Raw genomic sequence first — 17,820 nt, forward strand, 5'->3', positions numbered from 1 at the left:
GCTTGAGGGGGGCCCGGTCCCCCAGGTCCCTCGGGAGGAGGGATGGAGAACCCTTTCGACCGCGGAAAGACTGCTGGTCACAGCCGGAACAACGGCACGACGAACAGCACCGCAGAGAGAGGGGGACGCCCGTGACGGAGCAGACACGGACCCCGGCCATCCCGGAGGAGAGGGTGGATCGGCTCGCCTCCGGCGTGAAGGGGGAGGTGTTCACACCGGACGACCCGGAGTACGAGGCCGAATTGGCCGGATTCAACCGGATCGCACGGCACCGCCCCTCCCTGGTGGTGGCGGCGGTCGATCCCGACGACATCGTCGACGCGGTGCGCTTCGCCGCCGCCGAGGACCTCCCGATCGGGGTGCAGGCCACCGGCCACGGCATCGCGGCCCCCGCCGAGGGCGGTGTCCTCGTCGGCACGCGCCGCATGAACGCCGTCCGGGTGGACCCGGCCGCCCGGATCGCGCGCGTCGAGGCCGGGGCCCGGTGGCACCAGGTCATCTCGGCGGCCGCCCGCCACCACCTCGCCCCGCTCAACGGCTCCTCCCACCTGGTCGGGGTGGTGGGGTACACGTTGGGCGGCGGGCTCGGCCCGCTCGGTCGCCGGTACGGCTACGCGGCCGACCACGTCACCCGGATCGAGGTCGTGACGGCCGACGGGCTCCTCCGCACGGTCACCGCGGACCGCAACGGCGACCTGTTCTGGGCGCTGCGCGGCGGCAAGGGCTCCCTCGGCATCGTCACGGCCCTGGAGTTCCGCCTGATGCCCGTTCGGCGACTGTACGGGGGTGGCGTCTACTTCCCGGCCGAGTCGGCCGCGCGGCTCTTCGACACCTGGCGGGAGTGGACCGGGACCGTTCCCGAGTCCATGACCTCCTCGGTGGCGCTGCTCCGCCTGCCGGACGTGCCCGCGGTGCCGGAGTTCCTGCGCGGTCGCCCGGCCGCGCACCTGCGCATCGCCTTCGCCGGCTCCGCGGAGGAGGGGGAACGGCTCGTCCGCCCGCTGCGGGCCGTCGGTCCCGCCCTCGCGGACACGGTCGACGAGATGCCGTACGCGGAGGTCCCCCGGATCCACCAGGACCCCACGGAACCGCTGCCCTACCACGAGCGCAACATCGTGCTGCGCGACCTCGACCGTGAGGCGCTGGACACCCTGATGGCGGTGGCCGGGCCCGAGTCGCCGAACACGGACCTGGTGGTGGAGCTGCGGCACCTGGGCGGAGCCCTCGGCCGCCCGGCGGCCGTGCCCAACGCCGTGAGCGGCAGGGACGGGTCGTTCACCCTGGCCACCCTCTCCCCGCCGGGCTCCCCCGACCGCGTACTGGGCCCGATGGCCCGCTGGGGCACCGGGCGCAGGTACCTCAACTTCCTCGCCGGTCCCGACACGGCCGACGCCGCCGCGGACTGCTACACCCCGGACGCCTACGCCCGTCTGACGCGGCTGAAGGCGCTGTACGACCCGCGGAACCTCTTCAGGCTGGGCCACACCGTTCCGCCCGCCCCGTAGGCGCCTTCCGTGTCGGGCCCGGAAGGCACCGCCGCACCACCGCACCGCCTCCCGTCAGCAGGTACGCAACCCGCTCGCTCTCGCCACAAGGAATCGCCATGACCACCAATCCGGTCGCGCCCACCACCGCGGCTGTCCCCAGTCCGGTCCCCCTCAGCCCCCGCTCCGCCGGCCTGCGCTACGGAGCCCTCTTCGGTCCCGCGGTCTTCGGAGTCACCGCGGCGGGCGTCGCGCTCCCCGACGTCGCCTCCTCCCTGAACACCACCGCCTCGGCCGCCGCCTGGGTGCTGACCGCGCACGCCCTCGCGCTCGGCGTGGGGACGGCGCTCTTCGGTCGGCTCGCCGACTCCCGCGGAGTGCGCGCCTCCATGCTGATCGGCTCGGTGGTGCTGGCGGTCGGGGCCGTGATCTGTCTGCTGGCCCCCAACATCGGAGTCCTGGTCGCCGGCCGGTTCGTCCTGGCGGCCGGGTCCGGCGCCATGACGTCGAACGCCCTGGCCCTCTCCGCCTCCTCCGACCCGGCCGACCGCCCCAGGGTCCTGGCCGGGTTCGGCGCGACCATGGCGGTCTTCTCCGCGAGCGCCACCCTCGCGGGCGGGGTGTTCACCCAGTGGGTCACCTGGCGCATCACCCTCGTCCTGCCGGCGCTCTCCCTGCTCGCCGTCCCGCTGTGCCTGCGCCCGGCCGCGGCCCGGCGCGGCTCCGGCCGGCCGCTGGACCTGCCGGGTGCCGTCCTGCTCACCGTCGCGGCGATGTCGTTCCTGCTCCTGCTCCAGGTCTCCGCCCTCAGCCTGTCCGCCCCCGTCGTGGTCGCGCTCGGTGCCGCCCTGGTGCTGGCCGGCGCCGGCCTGGTGCTGCGCGTCCGTTCCTCGGAGTCCTCGTTCGTGCCCCGCGGGCTGGTCACGGACAGCACCTTCCTGCGCGCCGCCGCCACCGGCGTCGGGGTGTACGCGGGCCTGTTCGGCGCGATGTACGCGGTGCCGCAGGTCCTGGTCCGCGAGCACGGCTGGAGCGTCCTGGCCGTCGGCGCCTGGCTGCTGCCCGGTGCCGTGGTCGGCGCGGTGCTCTCCCGCTTCGCCGGGCGACTCGCCGGGAGCGGCGGCAGGCTGCTGTCCGTGATCGCCGGCGCCACGGCCGTGGCGCTCGCCGGCTCCCTGCTCGCGGAGGCGGCCTTCCTGCCCGTCGTCGGAGCCTCCCTCGGTTTCGCCGCCTTCGCCGTCACCCAGGTCGTCACGACCGGGCTGATGTCCACCCGCATCGAACCGGCGCTGCGAGGCGGCGCCATGGGCCTGCTGAACCTGGCCTTCTTCGTCGGGGGCGGCGTGGGCAGCGCCGCCGCGGGGGCCCTGGTGAAGTCCGTGTCCCTGACGGGCGTGGTGGGGGCCGTCGCGGTCTTCCCGCTCCTGGCCGTCCCGCTCGCCCTCACCCTCGACCGGCGCGACCGCTAGCCCCGCGCCCGGTCCGGTACGCCGAGGCCACGGCCCCCACCCCCGGGGCCGTGGCCTCGGTCGCGTGGTGGGCTCCCCCGGCGGGCGAGCGGACGAACGGGCCGTCGTCGGCCCCGGTCCGCGAAACACCGGCGATACGGCGGTGATAGCCACCGGCCCGACGATGGGCGGGCCGGCTCCCGCACGCGTTGAGAGAGGCCACGAGAAGCCATGACACCTGTCGCGGACACCGAGTTCGACGCTCACATACGCAAGTTGACGGCCTGGCACTTCGGGGAGGACACGGGCTCGCCCTTCTGGCTGGGGAAGCGTGGGACGCTCGGCTTCGACCCCATCGCCGACGTCCAGGGGATCGACGACCTCACCCGGTTCCCCGACGTCAGTGCCGAGCTGCGCACGGTGCCGGCCCAAGACCTGATCCCCCGGGGCCTGGCGGACCGGTCCTTCCGGGTCTACGACTCGGGCGGCACCACGGGATCGCCCAAGCGCATCGTGGACAGCGGCTACCGGTCGCACATGCTGGAGTGGGCCCGGCGCCGGCTCGTCGAGTCCGGGGTGCCGGAGGGCGGCAACTGGCTGCACCTGGGCCCCAGTGGCCCGCACGTCATCGGTTTCGACGTCGCGCGCTACGCCGCGCTCGGCGGGGGCGTCTTCTACACCGTCGACCTGGACCCGCGCTGGGTCAAGCGCCTGTTGGCCGAGGGGCGCGAGGACGACGCCGACGAGTACGTCCAGCACCTGCTGGACCAGGCCGAAACGATCCTCCGCACCCAGGACGTCGCCGTCCTCAACATCACTCCCCCGCTGTTGGAGGCCCTCTGCGCCCGCGGCGAGCTCTACGAGATGGTGCGCGCCAAGGTCCGGGCCGTGATCTGGGCGGGCACGTCCATCAGCACGGAGAGCCTCCGCCAGATCGACGAGGTGTTCTTCCCCGACGCGGCGGTGGTGGGCATCTACGGCAACAGCCTGATGGGCGTGGCCCCCCAACGGCCGGCCGCGCCCGGCGACCCCCACCCCTGCGTGTTCGAACCGTTCCCGGCCACCACCCGGCTGGAGCTCGTGGACGGCGAGGGGCGGCGGGTCGGGTACGGCGAACGCGGCCGGGTGCGGCTGCACCTGGTGACCGAGGAGATGTTCCTGCCCAACATCCTGGAGCGGGACAGCGCGATACGGGTCGAGCCGCGCCCCGGCTCGCCCGTCGACGGCCTCGCGGACGTCCAGACGTACCGGGAGATCGGCGACGTGCGCGTCATCGAGGGGGTCTACTGATGAGCGACGTCGCGACCCTCGTCACCGTCGACCCGTACGTCTGCGGCCGGACCGTGCACAGCGCCGACCGCTCCCGGCTGCCGAGCGTCCTCGGCGGCGACCTGGCCGACGTCGGTCTCGCGCCCCACCTGCTGGCCCTGTCGGCGCTCGGGGAGATCCGGCGGCACGCCGACGGCCGAAGTCCCGGAGCCGGCGTCTTCGCCGAGGCGGCCCGCCTGTTCGCCGAGGAGGTCCTCGACGACGAGGACCCCCGGGAGTACGCGGCGCGCGTCTCGCGGGCCACCGGGCTCACGGCGGCGGCGGTGGCACAGGCGGTGGAGGACCTCGTCACCGAGTTGGCGGAGCTTCCCCAGACGACGGCGGCCGAACTGCCGAGCACGGGTTTCGGTCCGGGCTTCGACACCCGCTGGGTGCCCCGGGGCCGGACCTTCACCGCCGTGATGGCCAGCAACCACCCGGTGCCCAACGTGGCCTGGGCGCAGGCCCTCTTCCACGGGTACAGCGTGCTGGTCAGGCCCGGCAGTCGGGACCCCTTCACCGCCAGGCGGCTGATGCGGGCCCTGTTGGCCGCCGGACTGCCGCCGGAGAAGGTGGCCTACCTGCCCTGTTCGCACCGGACCGGCGAGTTCCTGCTGCGCGAGGCCGACCGCGGCATCGTCTACGGCGGCGACAGCGCGGTGCGGCGGTGGCAGGGCCACGAGTCGGTCGCGGTGCGCGGCCCCGGGCGCACCAAGGCCCTGCTCGACGCCGACCCCGACGACGCCGTGGTGGAGCACCTGGCGGTGTCCGCCTCCTTCGACGGCGGCACCCGGTGCACCAACCTGTCCGCCGTGCTCACCTCCCGTCCGGTCGGCGAGGTGGCGGACCGGCTCGCCGAGCGGCTGGGCCGCCTGCCCTCCCTCCCCGCCACGGACGAGCAGGCCACCCTGCTCGTCGCCGACCGGGAGCGGGCGGAGCGGATACGCCGGCAGGTCGTCGCGCTCCGCGCCGAGCTGACCGACCACAGCGCCCGGTTCGACCCGGGCGAGTCGGTGGTCGAACTGGCGGACGGCTCCTTCCTGCTGCGGCCGGTGGTCCTCTCGGCGAACCGGCCGGACCACCCGGCGGTCGGCACCGAACTGCCCTTCCCGTTCGTCGTCGTCGCGCCGTGGTCCGAGGCCGACGGGGTGGCCCCCCTGCGCGACTCGCTCGTCCTGAACCTCCTGACGGACCGCGAGGACCTGGTCGACGCGGCCGTGCGCGAGCCGAGCGTGCGCAAGGTGACGCGCGGCACCGTGCTGCCCTGGACCGCCGTCCCCGGCATCCCGCACGACGACAACTACACCCAGTTCCTGCTGGAGCCCAAGGGAGTCGTGGTCCGGGACTGACCCCGAAAGGCGTCCTCCCGCTCCTCGTTTCCTCCACCGTTCCCTCCACCGTCACCGATCAGAAGGGACCCCTTTCCATGGACGTGAACAGGCGAGACGTGGTCAAGCTGGCGGCCGGCACGACGCTGGCCGCCGCCGCGGCGGGCGTGCCGCTCGCCACCGGCGCCCTGTCCGCGGACCCGGCGGCGGCGCGGGCCCGCGCCGCCGGCACCGACAACGCCGAGGACACCGAGTACACGGAGCGGTACAAGGGGCGGACGATACGGATCGCCGCCGCGGCCGCCGGAGGCGGCGTCTTCATCGACGACCGTCCGCTGCACCTGATGAAGTTCGCGGACGACGCCTACCTCAGCTCGATGTGCCACTACGAGATGGCCCCCACTCCCCTGGTCGCCGCACGGCGGGCGGTCGACGAGCTGCGCGGGGCCGCCCTGCTGCCCAGCGCCCACGGTTCCCACGTCACCGTCGTCTGACCCGCCCCACGAACGGAGCCCACCATGGTGCACATCCGCAAGAACCACCTGGACATGACCCGCGAGGAGAAGCGCCGCTTCGTCAACGCGGTCCTGGAGATCAAGCGCAGAGGGATCTACGACCGGTTCGTCGCGCTGCACATCCGCGTCAACTCCATGGACTACCTCGACAAGGAGACCGGCAAGCGGCTCGGGCACGTCAACCCCGGCTTCCTGCCCTGGCACCGCCAGTACCTGCTGCGGTTCGAGCGGGAGCTGCAGAAGGTCGATCCCCGCGTCACCCTGCCGTACTGGGACTGGACCGTGGACCAGGGCGAGGACTCCCCCCTGTGGGACGAGGAGTTCATGGGAGGCAACGGGCGGCCCGGCGACCGCCGGGTGATGACCGGCCCCTTCGCCCGTGACAACGGCTGGGTCCTCGACATCAGCGTCGTCCCGGTCGGTGACGAGAACCCCGCCCTCAACGGCAACTACACCCACGACGACCGCGACTTCCTGGTGCGCGACATGGGCACGCTCACCGACCGGCTCCCCACGTCCAAGGAGCTGGACGACACGCTCGCCCTCCCCGTCTACGACTGCCCGCCGTGGAACCACACCTCGGGCGGCGAGCCGCCGTTCGAGAGCTTCCGCAACCACCTGGAGGGGTACGTCAAGTTCCCCTGGGAGGAGAAGCTCGGCAAGCTGCACGGGGCCGGCCACGTCTGGGTGGGCGGCCACATGATGTACATCGGCTCGCCCAACGACCCGGTGTTCTTCCTCAACCACTGCATGATCGACCGGTGCTGGGCCCTGTGGCAGGAGCGCCACCCCGACGTGCCGCACTACCTGCCCCTGACGGACACCCAGGACGTGCCCGACCTGCACACCCCGCTGGGCCCGTGGCACACCCTGACCCCCGCGAAGCTGATCGACCACACCAAGTGGTACCGCTACGACAAGTGACCTCCACCCGGCGCCGGGCAGTGGATCCTCCGCTGCCCGGCGCCTTGCGCGTTCGCGAGGCGGTGTGCCGGGCGGAGCCCCTCGGCGCCCGCCTCGGGACGCGGCCCGCTCCTCCCTCCCCGTCCCCTCTTCCCCCCGGAGGTCGCAGTGCTCTCCGTGACACGTCCGCGCGGCCCACGGGCCGCGCGCCCGCCCCAGGGGCTGGGCGCCGCGGCGCCCGTGCTCGCCCTGTGCTGGACGGCGGTCTTCTTCGACGGCTTCGACGTCATGGTGTACGGGGCCGTCATGCCGTACATGCTCGACGACACCGGGTTCGGCCTCGACCCCGCCACGGCCGGAACCATCGGCAGTTGGACCACCTTCGGCATGCTGCTGGGCGCGCTGGGCGCCGGCAACACCATGGACTGGTTCGGCCGGCGCCCGATGACGGTCTCCTGCGTCGTGGTCTTCTCCGTGGGATCCGGGGTCTGCGCCCTGGCCGGCGATCCCGTGTCCTTCGGCGCCGGACGCTTCCTCGCCGGGCTCGGCCTGGGCGGGCTGCTGCCGACCTGCCTCGCCGTGGTCGCGGAGTTCGCGCCGGCCGGGCGGGTGGCCCTGGCCACCGGCGTGCTGATGACGGCCTACCACGCGGGCGGCATGACCGCGACGGGCATCGGCCTGGCCGTGGCCCCCTCCCACGGGTGGCGCTGGGCCTTCGCCGCGGGCGTCCTGCCGGCCGTCCCGGCCGTGCTCCTGCTCCTGCTCCGGATGCCGGAGTCCCCGGCCGTGCTGTACTCCCGGGGGCACGCCGACCGCGCGGCGGACACCGCCGAGCGGTACGGTCTGCCGCTCCCCGAGGCCGCCGACACCCCCACCGGCGGCGTGTCCGGACGGCTGAGGGCCGTGGCGGACCTGGTCGACGCGGGCCGGCGCCGAACGACCCTGCTGCTGTGGGTCGCCTCCTTCTGCGGGTTGATGCTCGTCTACGGCGTGAGCACCTGGCTGCCGCAGCTGATGCGGTCCTCCGGCTACGGCCTCGACTCCTCCGTGGGCCTGCTCATGGTCGTCAACGCCGGGGGGATCGTGGGCATGTTGGTCGCCGGAAAGGTGGCCGGGCGGTTCGGCGCGGCTCCGGTGGCCGGTGTGTGGTTCGCGCTGACCGCCGTGTCGATGCTGCTGCTCGGCACCCGGCCGCCGTTGGCTGTGGCCTACTGCGTCATCGCGCTCGCCGGGGTCTGGCTGTTCAGCGCCGGCACCATGGTGTACGCGGCGGCCGGGCGGCTGTACCCGCCCGCGCTGCGGGCGCCCGGCATCGGCTGGGTCACGGGGATCGGCCGGCTGGGCGCCGTGGTCAGTCCGTGGCTGGGCGGCGTCCTGGTGAGCCGGGGGCGTGAGGAGTGGGGCTTCGCCGTCTTCGCGCTGGCCGGTCTGGTGGGGGCCGTCACGGTCCTGCTGGCGGTGCCGCGCTCCCGTCCCGGCGCGTCCACGTGAACGCGGCCGGCCGTGCCGCCCGGGAGGTGGGGGCGGCACGGCCGGCCGCGGAGGCCGAGGGGGCCCCTCGGCTCGGTGGTCCCTACTTCTCCAGGCAGAACTCGTCGATCGGGTAGCCGACGTGGCGGTCCTCGCTCGGGAGGTAGCCGAGGACCGTGTCGCCCGGCTTGAGCTCGGTGCTGTTGAGCACGGTGCCGCCGGGGCCCAGCACCCTCACGTGCCAGTCGTCCTGGAGGATCAGGTTGACGCGCCGCCCGTCGGGGGACTCGGCGTCGATGGAGATCAGCGGCCGGGACTCGATCTTCACCCGGCCCACCGTCACCAGTCGGGTGTTGCCCTTGACGTCCACGGCGGTCACCTTGCTGCCCGCCTTCAGCTCGCTCAGGTAGTTGGTGCGCTCGTCCTTGCCCAGCGTGTACGAGTGGATGGCGCCGGCGTTGACCCGGAACGGGCGGGTGGGCATGTACGGCAGCGGGTGGGTCTCGCTGACGCACAGGATCATGCCCTTGGAGTGCGACCCGACCAGGATCCCCTCGTCCTCGCGGAAGTGGGTGCAGGTGTCCACGCAGGCACGCTCGCCCATGCCGATGTGGGAGGTCTCCACGACGCGCAGTTCGACGAGGTTGAGGTTGGGCACGTCGGCCTCGGCGGCCCGCTTGAGGGCCGCGGTTTCCCCGACCGCCTTGGGGGCCATCATCACGCCGTCCGACCCGTGCTCCAGGACACCGAAGATGATCTCGGCCTCCTCGACGTCCTGCGCGACGGTGACGAGCGAGCCCTTGGCCCGTGCCGCGGCGGCGATCACGATCTCCAGGGGGATCTTGGTCGGGTCGCGGAAGAGCAGCAGGCTCCACTTCTCGGTGCGCGCCGAGTCGCAGGCCTCCTCCAGGGTCGGCGCGTCGACGATCTCGACGAACCGGCCGAACTCGATCTCCGGGTGGCGGATCGCCAGTTCCGCGGGGGTGACGCCGTGCTTCTCGGGGTCGACGATGACGACCGTGGCGTCCCCGAACTCCTCCGGCAGCGGCTTGCCCTGGGGGAAGAGCACCTTCGTCACGGTCGGGGGCAGGTCGGCCAGGTCCGCCGGGTCGTCGGAGACGAGCGCCTCCACACGGTGGTGCAGGGCCTCCTGGACGATGGCGTCGCGGGCCTCGCCGAGGGAACGGATGTCGAGCCAGCTGAGCTTCACGTACGTACTCCTCGTGTCGTTGCGGAATGCGGTGCGGTACGGGAATCGGTGCGCGGTGTCGTCGCCGCGGTCAGGCGACGGCTCCTTTGGCGGCCGGTACGGCGGGCATCTCCTTCCTGCCGTGGATGAGGTCGGAGAGCTTGTCCGCCATGGCTCCGGGGTCGGGCGCCTGGAAGACGTTGCGCCCCATGGCGACCCCGGCCGCGCCGGCGCTGAGCGCCTCCTCGACGTACGCGAGGGTCGCCGCCTCGTCCCTGGCACGCGGTCCGCCGACCACGAGCACGGGGACCGGGGCCGTTTCGGTGATGGCCCTCATCTCGGCCACGGAACCGACGTACGGCGTCTTGACCAGGTCGGCTCCGAGGTCGGCGGCGAGCTGGACGGCGTGGGCGACGAGGGCGGGGTCCCGGGGGTTGCCGATCCGGGGGCCGCGGGGGTACATCATCGCCATCAGCGGGACGTTCCAGCGGTCGCACGCCTCGGCGACGGCCGCCATGTCCGCTATCTGCCGCTGCTCCTCGGCGGAGCCGAGGTTGACGTGCACGCTGACCGCGTCGGCGCCCAACCGCAGCCCCTCCTCGACGCCGGCCACCAGGTACTTGGCGTTGGGGTCGGACGCGTGGACGGTGCTCGCGCTCAGGTGCACGATCAGCGAGGTGCGGGTGAACCACTCCGGGTCGACCAGGCGCAGCGACCCCTTGTGGAGGACGACGGCGTCGACGTGGTGCGAGGCGAGCTGCCCGACCAGCTCCCCCAGGTGCCTCCCGCCGGTCACGGGGCCGTCGGTGACGGAGTGGTCGAGCGGGACGACGAACAGGCGGTCGGGATCGTGACGGTGGAGCCGGTGAAGCCTCAGCCTTCTGGCGAAGGACGTGTTGGTGATCATCAATGCCCCCGTGGGGTGGGAAGGGAGTCGGTGGTCACGGGTGCGAGGCCATCGGGACGGGATCCGCGCCCTCCGGGGCGTCGAGCCCGAACTCGGTGTGGAGCAGCCGCACGGCCTGCTCCTCCTCGCCCCGGGGCACGGTGACCGAGATCCTCGTCTGGGAGGTGGACAGCGAGCCGGCGCGGATGCCGGACTCGGTGAGACGGGAGAGCATCCGGGCCGCGTACTCGGGGCGGCTCAGCAGTCCCTTGCCGACGATCGAGACCTTGGCCACGCCCTCGTCGACGTCCACGCCGCCCCGTCCGGAGGGGGAGGCGAGCTCCGAGAGCGACCGCCGGACCGCCGAGGTGTACGTGTCGTGGACCGTCAGCTCGATGGACAGGCCCCCGCCGGACTGCTCCGAGACGGTGGTCATGTCGGCCGGAATGGCCTCCCGTGCGAGCAGTTGGAAGACCGCCAGCGCGGGGTGTTCCCGGACACGGTCGGTTCGAAGGGTGACCCGCGCGACGTCCCGGTCGTGCACGACCGCCGTGACGGCGGTCTGGGTCTCGAGCATGGCGTCTCCGTCTCTCTTGTGGATGTGGGTACCGATCCGCGAGGTGGCCGAGTGGCCCACGTGGATGCCGATCCCGTGGAGGGCGGCGAGTTCGACCGCCCGGGAGTGCATGACCCGGGCGCCGGCGAACGCCATCTCGGCCATGACGTCGAGGTCGATGGAGGGCAGCAGCCGGGCGGTGGGGACGACCCGCGGGTCCGCGGTGAGCACGCCCGGCACGTCGCTGTAGATCTCGCAGGCCGCGGCTCCGAGCTCGGCGGCGACGGCGACCGCCGTCGTGTCGGAGCCGCCGCGGCCCAGCGTGATGACGTCACCCTCGGCGGTGACGCCCTGGAACCCCGCGATCACCACGACATGACCGGCGTCCAGCAGCTCCACGGCGCGTTCGGTGTCGATCGCCACGATGATCCCCGAGCCGTGCGGGCCCGTGGCGAGGATGCCGGTCTGCGCGCCGGCCAGCGCGGTGGCGGGGACTCCGGCGTGCTGGAGGGCCAGGGCCATCAGGGACGCGGAGGCGGTCTCGCCGGTGGCCAGCAACTGGTCCAGTTCGCGCCCCCGGGGCGCGGGGGAGAACTCCCCGGCCTGACGGATCAGTGCGTCGGTGGTCCCGCCCCGGGCCGACACGACCAGGGCCACGCGGCGGCCGGACCTGGCGACGGCGGCGACCCGCCGGGCGATCGACCGGACCTGCTCGGCGGTGGCCAGCGAACTGCCGCCGTACTTCTGCACCACAATGCCGTTCGTACGCGCGTCGTCCAGCGCCATCGTCGCCTCCGCTCGTCGGACTCGTGCGTCGCCACTGGGACGAGCTTCCGGGAGGCGGGTATCGCCGCCGTTATCCGTCCGCACCACGGCCGCATCGGCCGCGCATCACGGGCCCGGTGCCCGGTCCAGGCCCACTTGGCCCTGCCGCCGCCGTCCACCGGCTCGACGAAGCAGCGCCTGCGCCGCCGGTCGATGTGGGTGACCTGCCGGCTCCGCCCGGCCGGCAGCAGGCGGCGCGGCCCGTCGGCGCGTTCGGCGAGCGGACCGGGGCCGGTGCGGCCGATCTCCCCGCGCCCGTCCGGGACGGTGAACCGGGGCGGCGCGGCGACCGACTCCACCCGGCCTCACGACCACAGCAGCAGTCCGGCCGCGCCCAGCAGGAAGGAGGCGACGGAGGACGGCGCGTCGATCCGGATCACCCGGTCCGGGTCGCCGACGTCGATGCCGGGTTCCAGTGTGCCGGTGGAGACGATGACGCCGTTGGCGGTCTTCTGGCCGGGGGTGAGCTTGTGGGTGCGGCCGGCGTGGAAGCCGGGGACGATCACGGGATCGCGTACGTCGCCGTCCAGGCCGCGGAAGCCGAGGTCCGCCAGGCGCTGATCGTGGCGCAGCACGGCCGGGACGATCACCGCGATCTTCCCGGGCGGCAGGATCCGCCACCTGGACCGGATCACTTTCAGATGACGTCGCAGCAGCTCGGCGAGGTGGTTGACGGTGCGCGAGGACGGCGGCAGACGGCACTGGTGGACAAGCGGGCAGGCATCCTCGCCGTGCTTTTTGGTTTTCGTCACACAATTCCAACGGCCGCTGGGGGCACTCCGGTTACGCCCGCGCCGCGCTGCTGCAGGCTCAGGTCACGGGCGCGTGATGAACCGGCCGTCGGGTGGTTTGCGGAGCCGGCCGCGACCGACGAGTCTGACCAGCTTCCCGCGCAGCGCGGCCCGCACGCTGACGTCGATTCCCAGCGCGTCGCCGATCTGCCGGGCCTTGACCGGACCGGCGGCCTGCCGCACGGCGCGAGAATGCGCTGGCAGTCCGGCGGAAGGGTGGTCTCCTCCACGCCTGAGGTGCGGTGCGGGATCAGCATCACCGCACGTCCGCCCACCTGCCCGGGCACCGGCGCGACAAAGGCGAGCTCGTCTTGCCAGGCTATTCACTGGCTTGGGCATCGATGGGGATCTTGGTGATGTCAAGGCGTAACGGGGAGGCTAGCGAGGTGCCGCGAGTACGTCCCGGAGTACGTTCTCGAGCGTGACGCGGGCCAGCTCGTGCCTCAGGGTCTCCTCGATGCCCTCGTAGATGCTCTGCATCGCCGGCTGGATGCCGTAACCCACCACGCATCCCTGGTCCGGGGTGGTGCGGTGCATCGCGAACAGCGGGCCGGGTTCCACTGCCTCGTACACGTCGAGCAGGGTTATCGACTCCAGCTCGCGCGCCAGCGACCAGCCCGCGCCCACGCCCCGCCGGGACTCCACGAGCCCGGCCCTGCGCAGCTCGCCGAGCAGCCGCCTGATCACCACGGGGTTGGTGTTCGCGCTGGTCGCGATCTGCTCGGAGGTGGCGACCTCATGACCCTGGCGCTGATAGAGACCGATCCAGGCCAGCGCGTGGGCGGCAATGGTCAACCTGCTGTTGGCACTCATGAAGCCCTCCTCTCGGCCGCAACGCTTTATGTTACGACAGTGCAGTCGTAACAGTGAAGGTTGCAACACCCTGTCGTAACAATTAGAGTTGCGACTGTCGGGAAGGGTCGATCAACGAGGTGAGAAGAATGAGCAAGCCACTCATGGGCAAGGTCGCCTTGGTCACCGGGGGGTCGCGCGGACTGGGAGCCGCGACCGTACGGCTGCTGGCCGAGCAGGGTGCCGACGTCGCCTTCACCTACGTCAGCTCCGAGAAGCAGGCGCAGGCCGTCGTCGACGAGGTGCACGGCAAGGGAGCCAAGGCCGTCGCCTTCCAGTCCGACCAGGCAGACACGAGCCGGGCGCCGGCGCTGATCGACGACGTGGTCGCGCACTTCGGCGGCCTGGACATCCTCGTCAACAACGCGGCGATCTCCGTGGCCGGCACGGTGGACGACCCGGACGCCGACACCGCCGCACTGGACCGGATGCACGCCACCAACTACCTCGGCGTGATCGCCGTCATCCGGGCCGCCTCCCGAGTGCTGCGCGAGGGCGGCCGCATCATCACGGTGAGTTCCGGACTGGGCTCCCGGGTCGGCGCCCCCGGCCTTGCCGACTACGCGGCGACCAAGTCCGGGATCGAGAGGTACACCATGGGCGTCGCACGCGACCTCGGGCCCCGGAACATCACGGCCAACGTCGTGGAGGCCGGACTGATGGAGGGCGGCATGCAACCGCCGGACCCCGAGACCCTCAATGCCCTGGTCAGCTCGCTGTCTCTGCAACGCATGGGGCACCCCGACGAAATCGCCGCGGCGATCGCCTTCCTGGCGAGCCCCGCCGCGTCGTACGTCACGGGCGCGGTGCTGGACGCCCACGGCGGCTACAACGCCTGAACCCGAACCCCTGCCGCGCGCCCCGAAGAACATCGTGCCTTCGGGGCGCGCACGGCCGACGAACCGCGACAAGGCGTACGACTCGAAGGGTGTGCGCGTGAGCTGCGACGCCGCTGCATCCAGGCGCTGATCTCCCGCAAGGACTCCCCGAACACCAAGGGCCCAGGCAAGCTCCGCTAGCCGCCGAGCAGACCTTCGCCCTGCTCCACCGGTTCAAACGCCTCGCGGTCCGCTGGGAACAACGTATCGAACTCCACGATGCCTTCCTCTCGTTGACTTGCGGCCTCGTCCGCTCCACACGCCTCGAGAAGACCGGATCGTGATCGCGTCACGAGCTCCAAGGAGAGCGGTTCCTGACGAACGATCTTCTCCGCGGACTGCCGCCCACGACCAGAGCGAGTCCCCCGAGTACGGGTCACACCAGCCCTTCGACCTGCGCCTTCAAGTTGGTGGAGGCTCACTGAACCGCACTGGTTCAAGAGCGGCTACAGCGTCGAGGTGACGGTACGGCCTGCGACGGTCCTCGTCCGGGATTCCGAGGACACGCAGCGGCGGCCGTTGTCCGTGCCCCTGCCGCCTGGTCGGCCCTCACCGCCCACGCGGCGGGCTCACGCCCCTGACCCCGTGAACGGTTGGTGGGGCAGGGCGTAGGTCTTGCGGGCGTGTTCGCTGAGGTCCTGGTAGAGGTCGCCGAGTGCCGCACGGTCCCCGGGATCCACCGCTTCGGGGTTGGCCAGCTGATGCACGACACCGTGTGCGAGCTTCAGCGGATCGACCTCGTCGGGATGACGGTCCTTGCACAGGATCATGACCCGTCGCCGGTCCACCGTTATCCAGCAGGTCTCGCTGCCCGCCTCCCGAACACGGTACTCCTCGTCGATCGACTCCCCCGGCGGCAGCAGCGGAACAGTCGGAGAACCCTCGACGGCGGTCCCGCAGACCTCCTGCGGGACCGGGTAGTCCTGAGACTCCGAGCAGGCTGTCACGGTGGCGAGCACCGATGCCGCGAGGAGACAGCCGGTGAGCCGGTGACGCGGTGGCCGACGCATCACTGCTGCCCCGCCAAGCCCTTGGCGCGGTTGTTCCCGTCGTAAGCCGCGGCACTGATCTCATCCCGCACGCTGTAGTCCATCTTCGCCTCGGGGTGATCGGGATTGGCGTCCATCCACAGGTACGCCAGCGCTCTGGGCTGCTTCTCGCGCACGTCGCGCACCGCTCTCCTTCACCGTTCGGTCCACGGTCCGCTACCGGGTGCTTACGCTACTGCGGGACACGAGACCGGCTCCGACCGGGTGAAGAGGGCACCGAGACGAGCGACGCCGCGCCCTTCCCCGCCCCGGCGTGGGACGGACGGAGACCGAAAGTCGCCGGCCGCGCTGCTGCGGCTGACCGTCCTCGCGCCCTGAATCCGAGCGAAAGAGTTCCTCACGGAGCGTAATATCGTAAAGCGATCGCGTGACGGCACCGATCTCACCCTCCGCGCGGGGCGCCGCCGTTACAGCCGCATGAGCCGTGTCCGGGACCGGAAGCCGAGCCGCCATGTTGGCGAGAGGGGACGCGGCACAGGTGTCGACTGCCATGCAGCAGAGCGTGTACATCGGGGATGGCATGTTCGGTCTGGTCGACGAGGCGTACTGGCCGGATCGGACGTGTCTGTCACTGGATCCGCCCACGGCACGCCTTGTGGTGGATCAGAGGGACTCGGGCTCGGAAGAGGGGCCGCATCTACCGTGACCTGGCCGATGGCAGTTTCGGATCAGCTGGTGTGAAAGGCCCCGGAGGTCCCCCGGGAACAAACGGAAATCGAAGCTCAACCGATGACGCGCGAGGTGACCCTTGAGTAGGCTGCTGGACGTATTCGAAACCGTAGTCATCCCAAGTTACCGTCTGTTCGGGCTGGTTGATACGGCTGTCGATGCGTATGGACTGGATCCGGATGATGCACATTGGCTGCTCTCCGCCCCCGGTCTGGTTTACCTGCAGGTGCCATCCCAGGTCATTGAGGCGGTCGTCCGCTTGGAGAGCTGGTCCACCCTTCCTCCCGAAAAAGACGCTCGCTGGTTCGGTCGGGAAGAAGTGGAAGTGGAAATCCCTGGAGGAGACCTTGGGATTTACACCATTGACGGCGGGGTGCAAGAGATCCCTCTGATTATCCCCTCACCCGGCCTGTACAAGATGCGGTGGCAGTGGATGTTCAATGGCGAGAGGGGTCCTTTCATTTCGCCGATCGGAGGGGCGCGCACGTTGCAAGTCCCGCCAGGACAAGAAAAGGAATTGGCCGGCAAAGAGCAATACTGCCTCGTGCAGATCTGGCGCATAGCCGCCTGCACCAATTCCGGGTGAAAGGACCGCGGGGCCGGCATGATGAGCCAACCCCGCAGCTTGACCACTTCCGAAAATCCGTCCCGGTCAGTCGCCGATGACGATCACGAAGGGGTCGTGGTTCAGGATCCGGTCGTTGTCGTACCAGCTGTCGAGGCGGCGCCCAGCTTCTCGGTTTTCAACCCAGTCGATGTAGCGAACGGAGAATCCATTCGCGTACTGGTCCCCTTCGTGGGTCGCGCGCGCCGCACCCTCATAGGTAGAGGCCATGGGGAACTCGTCGCAGTCGAGTTTCTCATCCGGTCCGGGCTTGCCCGGCATGGCAGGACTGCCGCAGGCGGAATCTTTAGCCCTGCTGTTGGCGTTGTAGCGGCTCAACTCGTCCGCTCCGGCCGATTTTGCGAGGCGGTGCATCGGGTTCAAGGAATTCCCACCGGACAGGTTCTTGTCGCTCTTCGTCGGGTAGGTGCTGCCCGGGTCTTCGAGAGCGTCGCCGATGTGGTCCGCGACCGCGGCCACCCCGAGGTACGGCTCCACGGGAGCAGAGGGATCGCTCGTGTCGCTGCGGTCGTAGCGCAGGGCGGGTGTGGCGTCGGGAAAAACCGACCCCAGCTGAGCGCGCTTGTTGTAGGCGGCGCTGTCGAAGCGGACCTCCCCCTGCTCGCCCTCGGCCGGTATGACCTGGGAATAGCCGGGGATCGTGAACTCGAGGACCGGCGTGAACAGGCCCGTGGCGATCTGGTCACCATTGGCGACATCGGGCAGCTTCGGCGCCAGCGACCACAGGTCGAACTTCGTGTCGCCGTCGTACTTCCACTGGTTGGGCGAGTCACTGCGGCCCGTCCGGATTCCGGGCCGGCGGGCGTCCTCTTCCGTGGGGTTGCCGGGAACTCCGGTGTTCCATTCCCCCTCGCACTCCGGTCTCGCTTCCAGCTTGGCGCCGGCTTTGTTGAAGTCCCCCTCGGAGACGAAAACCAGCAGGCCGCACTCGTCGACACGGCCCGGCCTTGTCGCGGGAGGCCCGGGGTCGGGGCCGGGTCGCCTGTCGGTACGTTCCGTACGGGCCGGGGAAGCCGAAGGTTCCGCGCGGGTCACGATCGGCCT

General features: G+C 71.4%; 17 protein-coding genes and 1 pseudogene. 9 read left to right on the plus strand and 9 right to left on the minus strand.

The genetic code is table 11. The features are described from left to right. Window positions 1-131 precede the first annotated feature (131 nt). From F0L17_RS08140 to F0L17_RS08170, 7 genes are all read left to right on the plus strand, one after another. A complete protein-coding gene (locus F0L17_RS08140; RefSeq protein WP_338018003.1) occupies window positions 132-1,505 on the plus strand; it encodes an FAD-binding oxidoreductase in 1,374 nt (457 codons plus the stop codon). A gap of 98 nt (window positions 1,506-1,603) precedes the next feature. Next, complete coding sequence (locus tag F0L17_RS08145) at window positions 1,604-2,953, plus strand: MFS transporter (RefSeq protein ID WP_155070535.1); 1,350 nt, start codon at window positions 1,604-1,606, stop codon at window positions 2,951-2,953. Window positions 2,954-3,163: 210 nt separating this feature from the next. After that, the gene (locus tag F0L17_RS08150) at window positions 3,164-4,222 is read left to right on the plus strand and encodes a class I adenylate-forming enzyme family protein (protein WP_155070536.1); all 1,059 of its coding nucleotides are present in this window, start codon (window positions 3,164-3,166) and stop codon (window positions 4,220-4,222) included. Beyond that, window positions 4,222-5,589 carry an aldehyde dehydrogenase family protein gene (locus F0L17_RS08155; RefSeq protein ID WP_155070537.1) on the plus strand — a complete coding sequence of 456 codons (1,368 nt, stop codon included), beginning with the start codon at window positions 4,222-4,224 and terminating at the stop codon, window positions 5,587-5,589. Before F0L17_RS08150 ends, F0L17_RS08155 begins: the two co-directional genes overlap by 1 nt. Before the next feature lie 77 nt (window positions 5,590-5,666). Continuing rightward, window positions 5,667-6,062, plus strand: coding sequence for a tyrosinase family oxidase copper chaperone (locus tag F0L17_RS08160; RefSeq protein WP_155070538.1), 396 nt, complete (start codon window positions 5,667-5,669; stop codon window positions 6,060-6,062). A gap of 24 nt (window positions 6,063-6,086) precedes the next feature. Next, window positions 6,087-7,007 carry a grixazone synthase gene (gene griF, locus F0L17_RS08165; RefSeq protein ID WP_155070539.1) on the plus strand — a complete coding sequence of 307 codons (921 nt, stop codon included), beginning with the start codon at window positions 6,087-6,089 and terminating at the stop codon, window positions 7,005-7,007. Between the two features lie 147 nt (window positions 7,008-7,154). Beyond that, window positions 7,155-8,477 carry an MFS transporter gene (locus F0L17_RS08170; protein WP_338018004.1) on the plus strand — a complete coding sequence of 441 codons (1,323 nt, stop codon included), beginning with the start codon at window positions 7,155-7,157 and terminating at the stop codon, window positions 8,475-8,477. 82 nt (window positions 8,478-8,559) lie between these two features. Here F0L17_RS08170 and griH read toward each other — a convergent pair whose 3' ends face one another. From griH to F0L17_RS08200, 6 genes and pseudogenes are all read right to left on the minus strand, one after another. Next, window positions 8,560-9,666: a 3-amino-4-hydroxybenzoic acid synthase gene (griH, locus tag F0L17_RS08175; protein ID WP_162465957.1), complete on the minus strand. Its 1,107-nt coding sequence runs from the start codon at window positions 9,664-9,666 to the stop codon at window positions 8,560-8,562. Between the two features lie 70 nt (window positions 9,667-9,736). Further along, the gene (locus tag F0L17_RS08180; RefSeq protein WP_155070540.1) at window positions 9,737-10,552 is read right to left on the minus strand and encodes a 2-amino-3,7-dideoxy-D-threo-hept-6-ulosonate synthase; all 816 of its coding nucleotides are present in this window, start codon (window positions 10,550-10,552) and stop codon (window positions 9,737-9,739) included. Between the two features lie 34 nt (window positions 10,553-10,586). Continuing rightward, window positions 10,587-11,873, minus strand: coding sequence for an aspartate kinase (locus F0L17_RS08185; RefSeq protein WP_155070541.1), 1,287 nt, complete (start codon window positions 11,871-11,873; stop codon window positions 10,587-10,589). Between the two features lie 128 nt (window positions 11,874-12,001). Then, window positions 12,002-12,349 (minus strand): annotated as a pseudogene (locus tag F0L17_RS08190) (hypothetical protein); the annotation flags it as partial. Window positions 12,350-12,727: 378 nt separating this feature from the next. Continuing rightward, the gene (locus F0L17_RS08195) at window positions 12,728-12,886 is read right to left on the minus strand and encodes a hypothetical protein (RefSeq protein WP_338018005.1); all 159 of its coding nucleotides are present in this window, start codon (window positions 12,884-12,886) and stop codon (window positions 12,728-12,730) included. A gap of 195 nt (window positions 12,887-13,081) precedes the next feature. After that, window positions 13,082-13,516, minus strand: a complete 435-nt coding sequence (locus F0L17_RS08200) for an Rrf2 family transcriptional regulator (RefSeq protein WP_101254336.1) — start codon at window positions 13,514-13,516, stop codon at window positions 13,082-13,084. Between the two features lie 128 nt (window positions 13,517-13,644). On the opposite strand from F0L17_RS08200, the gene F0L17_RS08205 reads away from it, so the two are divergent. Continuing rightward, entirely contained in the window at window positions 13,645-14,394 is a 750-nt protein-coding gene (locus F0L17_RS08205; RefSeq protein WP_155070542.1) for an SDR family NAD(P)-dependent oxidoreductase, read from the plus strand. Between the two features lie 608 nt (window positions 14,395-15,002). On the opposite strand, the gene F0L17_RS08210 is transcribed toward F0L17_RS08205, so the two are convergent. Continuing rightward, window positions 15,003-15,380 (minus strand): hypothetical protein, encoded by a 378-nt coding sequence (locus F0L17_RS08210; RefSeq protein WP_155070543.1) that lies wholly within the window; start codon window positions 15,378-15,380, stop codon window positions 15,003-15,005. Between the two features lie 62 nt (window positions 15,381-15,442). Next, the gene (locus F0L17_RS08215) at window positions 15,443-15,607 is read right to left on the minus strand and encodes a hypothetical protein (RefSeq protein ID WP_155070544.1); all 165 of its coding nucleotides are present in this window, start codon (window positions 15,605-15,607) and stop codon (window positions 15,443-15,445) included. Window positions 15,608-16,230: 623 nt separating this feature from the next. Between F0L17_RS08215 and F0L17_RS08220 the strand changes: the two genes are divergently transcribed. Then, a complete protein-coding gene (locus F0L17_RS08220; RefSeq protein WP_155070545.1) occupies window positions 16,231-16,737 on the plus strand; it encodes a hypothetical protein in 507 nt (168 codons plus the stop codon). A gap of 66 nt (window positions 16,738-16,803) precedes the next feature. Here F0L17_RS08220 and F0L17_RS08225 read toward each other — a convergent pair whose 3' ends face one another. Then, the gene (locus F0L17_RS08225) at window positions 16,804-17,811 is read right to left on the minus strand and encodes a NucA/NucB deoxyribonuclease domain-containing protein (RefSeq protein ID WP_162465958.1); all 1,008 of its coding nucleotides are present in this window, start codon (window positions 17,809-17,811) and stop codon (window positions 16,804-16,806) included. Window positions 17,812-17,820: the final 9 nt, after the last annotated feature.

It is taken from the genome of Streptomyces taklimakanensis (assembly GCF_009709575.1).
Classification (GTDB): Bacteria; Actinomycetota; Actinomycetes; order Streptomycetales; family Streptomycetaceae; genus Streptomyces; species Streptomyces taklimakanensis.

What these genes read in the sequence shown, in the direction of transcription:
- F0L17_RS08185 (WP_155070541.1), bottom strand. Translation starts at nt 11,873, where the DNA reads ATGGCGCTGGACGACGCGCGTACGAACGGCATTGTGGTGCAGAAGTAC.
- F0L17_RS08155 (WP_155070537.1), top strand. Translation starts at nt 4,222, where the DNA reads ATGAGCGACGTCGCGACCCTCGTCACCGTCGACCCGTACGTCTGCGGC.
- F0L17_RS08180 (WP_155070540.1), bottom strand. Translation starts at nt 10,552, where the DNA reads ATGATCACCAACACGTCCTTCGCCAGAAGGCTGAGGCTTCACCGGCTC.
- F0L17_RS08205 (WP_155070542.1), top strand. Translation starts at nt 13,645, where the DNA reads ATGAGCAAGCCACTCATGGGCAAGGTCGCCTTGGTCACCGGGGGGTCG.
- F0L17_RS08200 (WP_101254336.1), bottom strand. Translation starts at nt 13,516, where the DNA reads ATGAGTGCCAACAGCAGGTTGACCATTGCCGCCCACGCGCTGGCCTGG.
- griF (WP_155070539.1), top strand. Translation starts at nt 6,087, where the DNA reads ATGGTGCACATCCGCAAGAACCACCTGGACATGACCCGCGAGGAGAAG.
- F0L17_RS08150 (WP_155070536.1), top strand. Translation starts at nt 3,164, where the DNA reads ATGACACCTGTCGCGGACACCGAGTTCGACGCTCACATACGCAAGTTG.
- F0L17_RS08145 (WP_155070535.1), top strand. Translation starts at nt 1,604, where the DNA reads ATGACCACCAATCCGGTCGCGCCCACCACCGCGGCTGTCCCCAGTCCG.
- F0L17_RS08160 (WP_155070538.1), top strand. Translation starts at nt 5,667, where the DNA reads ATGGACGTGAACAGGCGAGACGTGGTCAAGCTGGCGGCCGGCACGACG.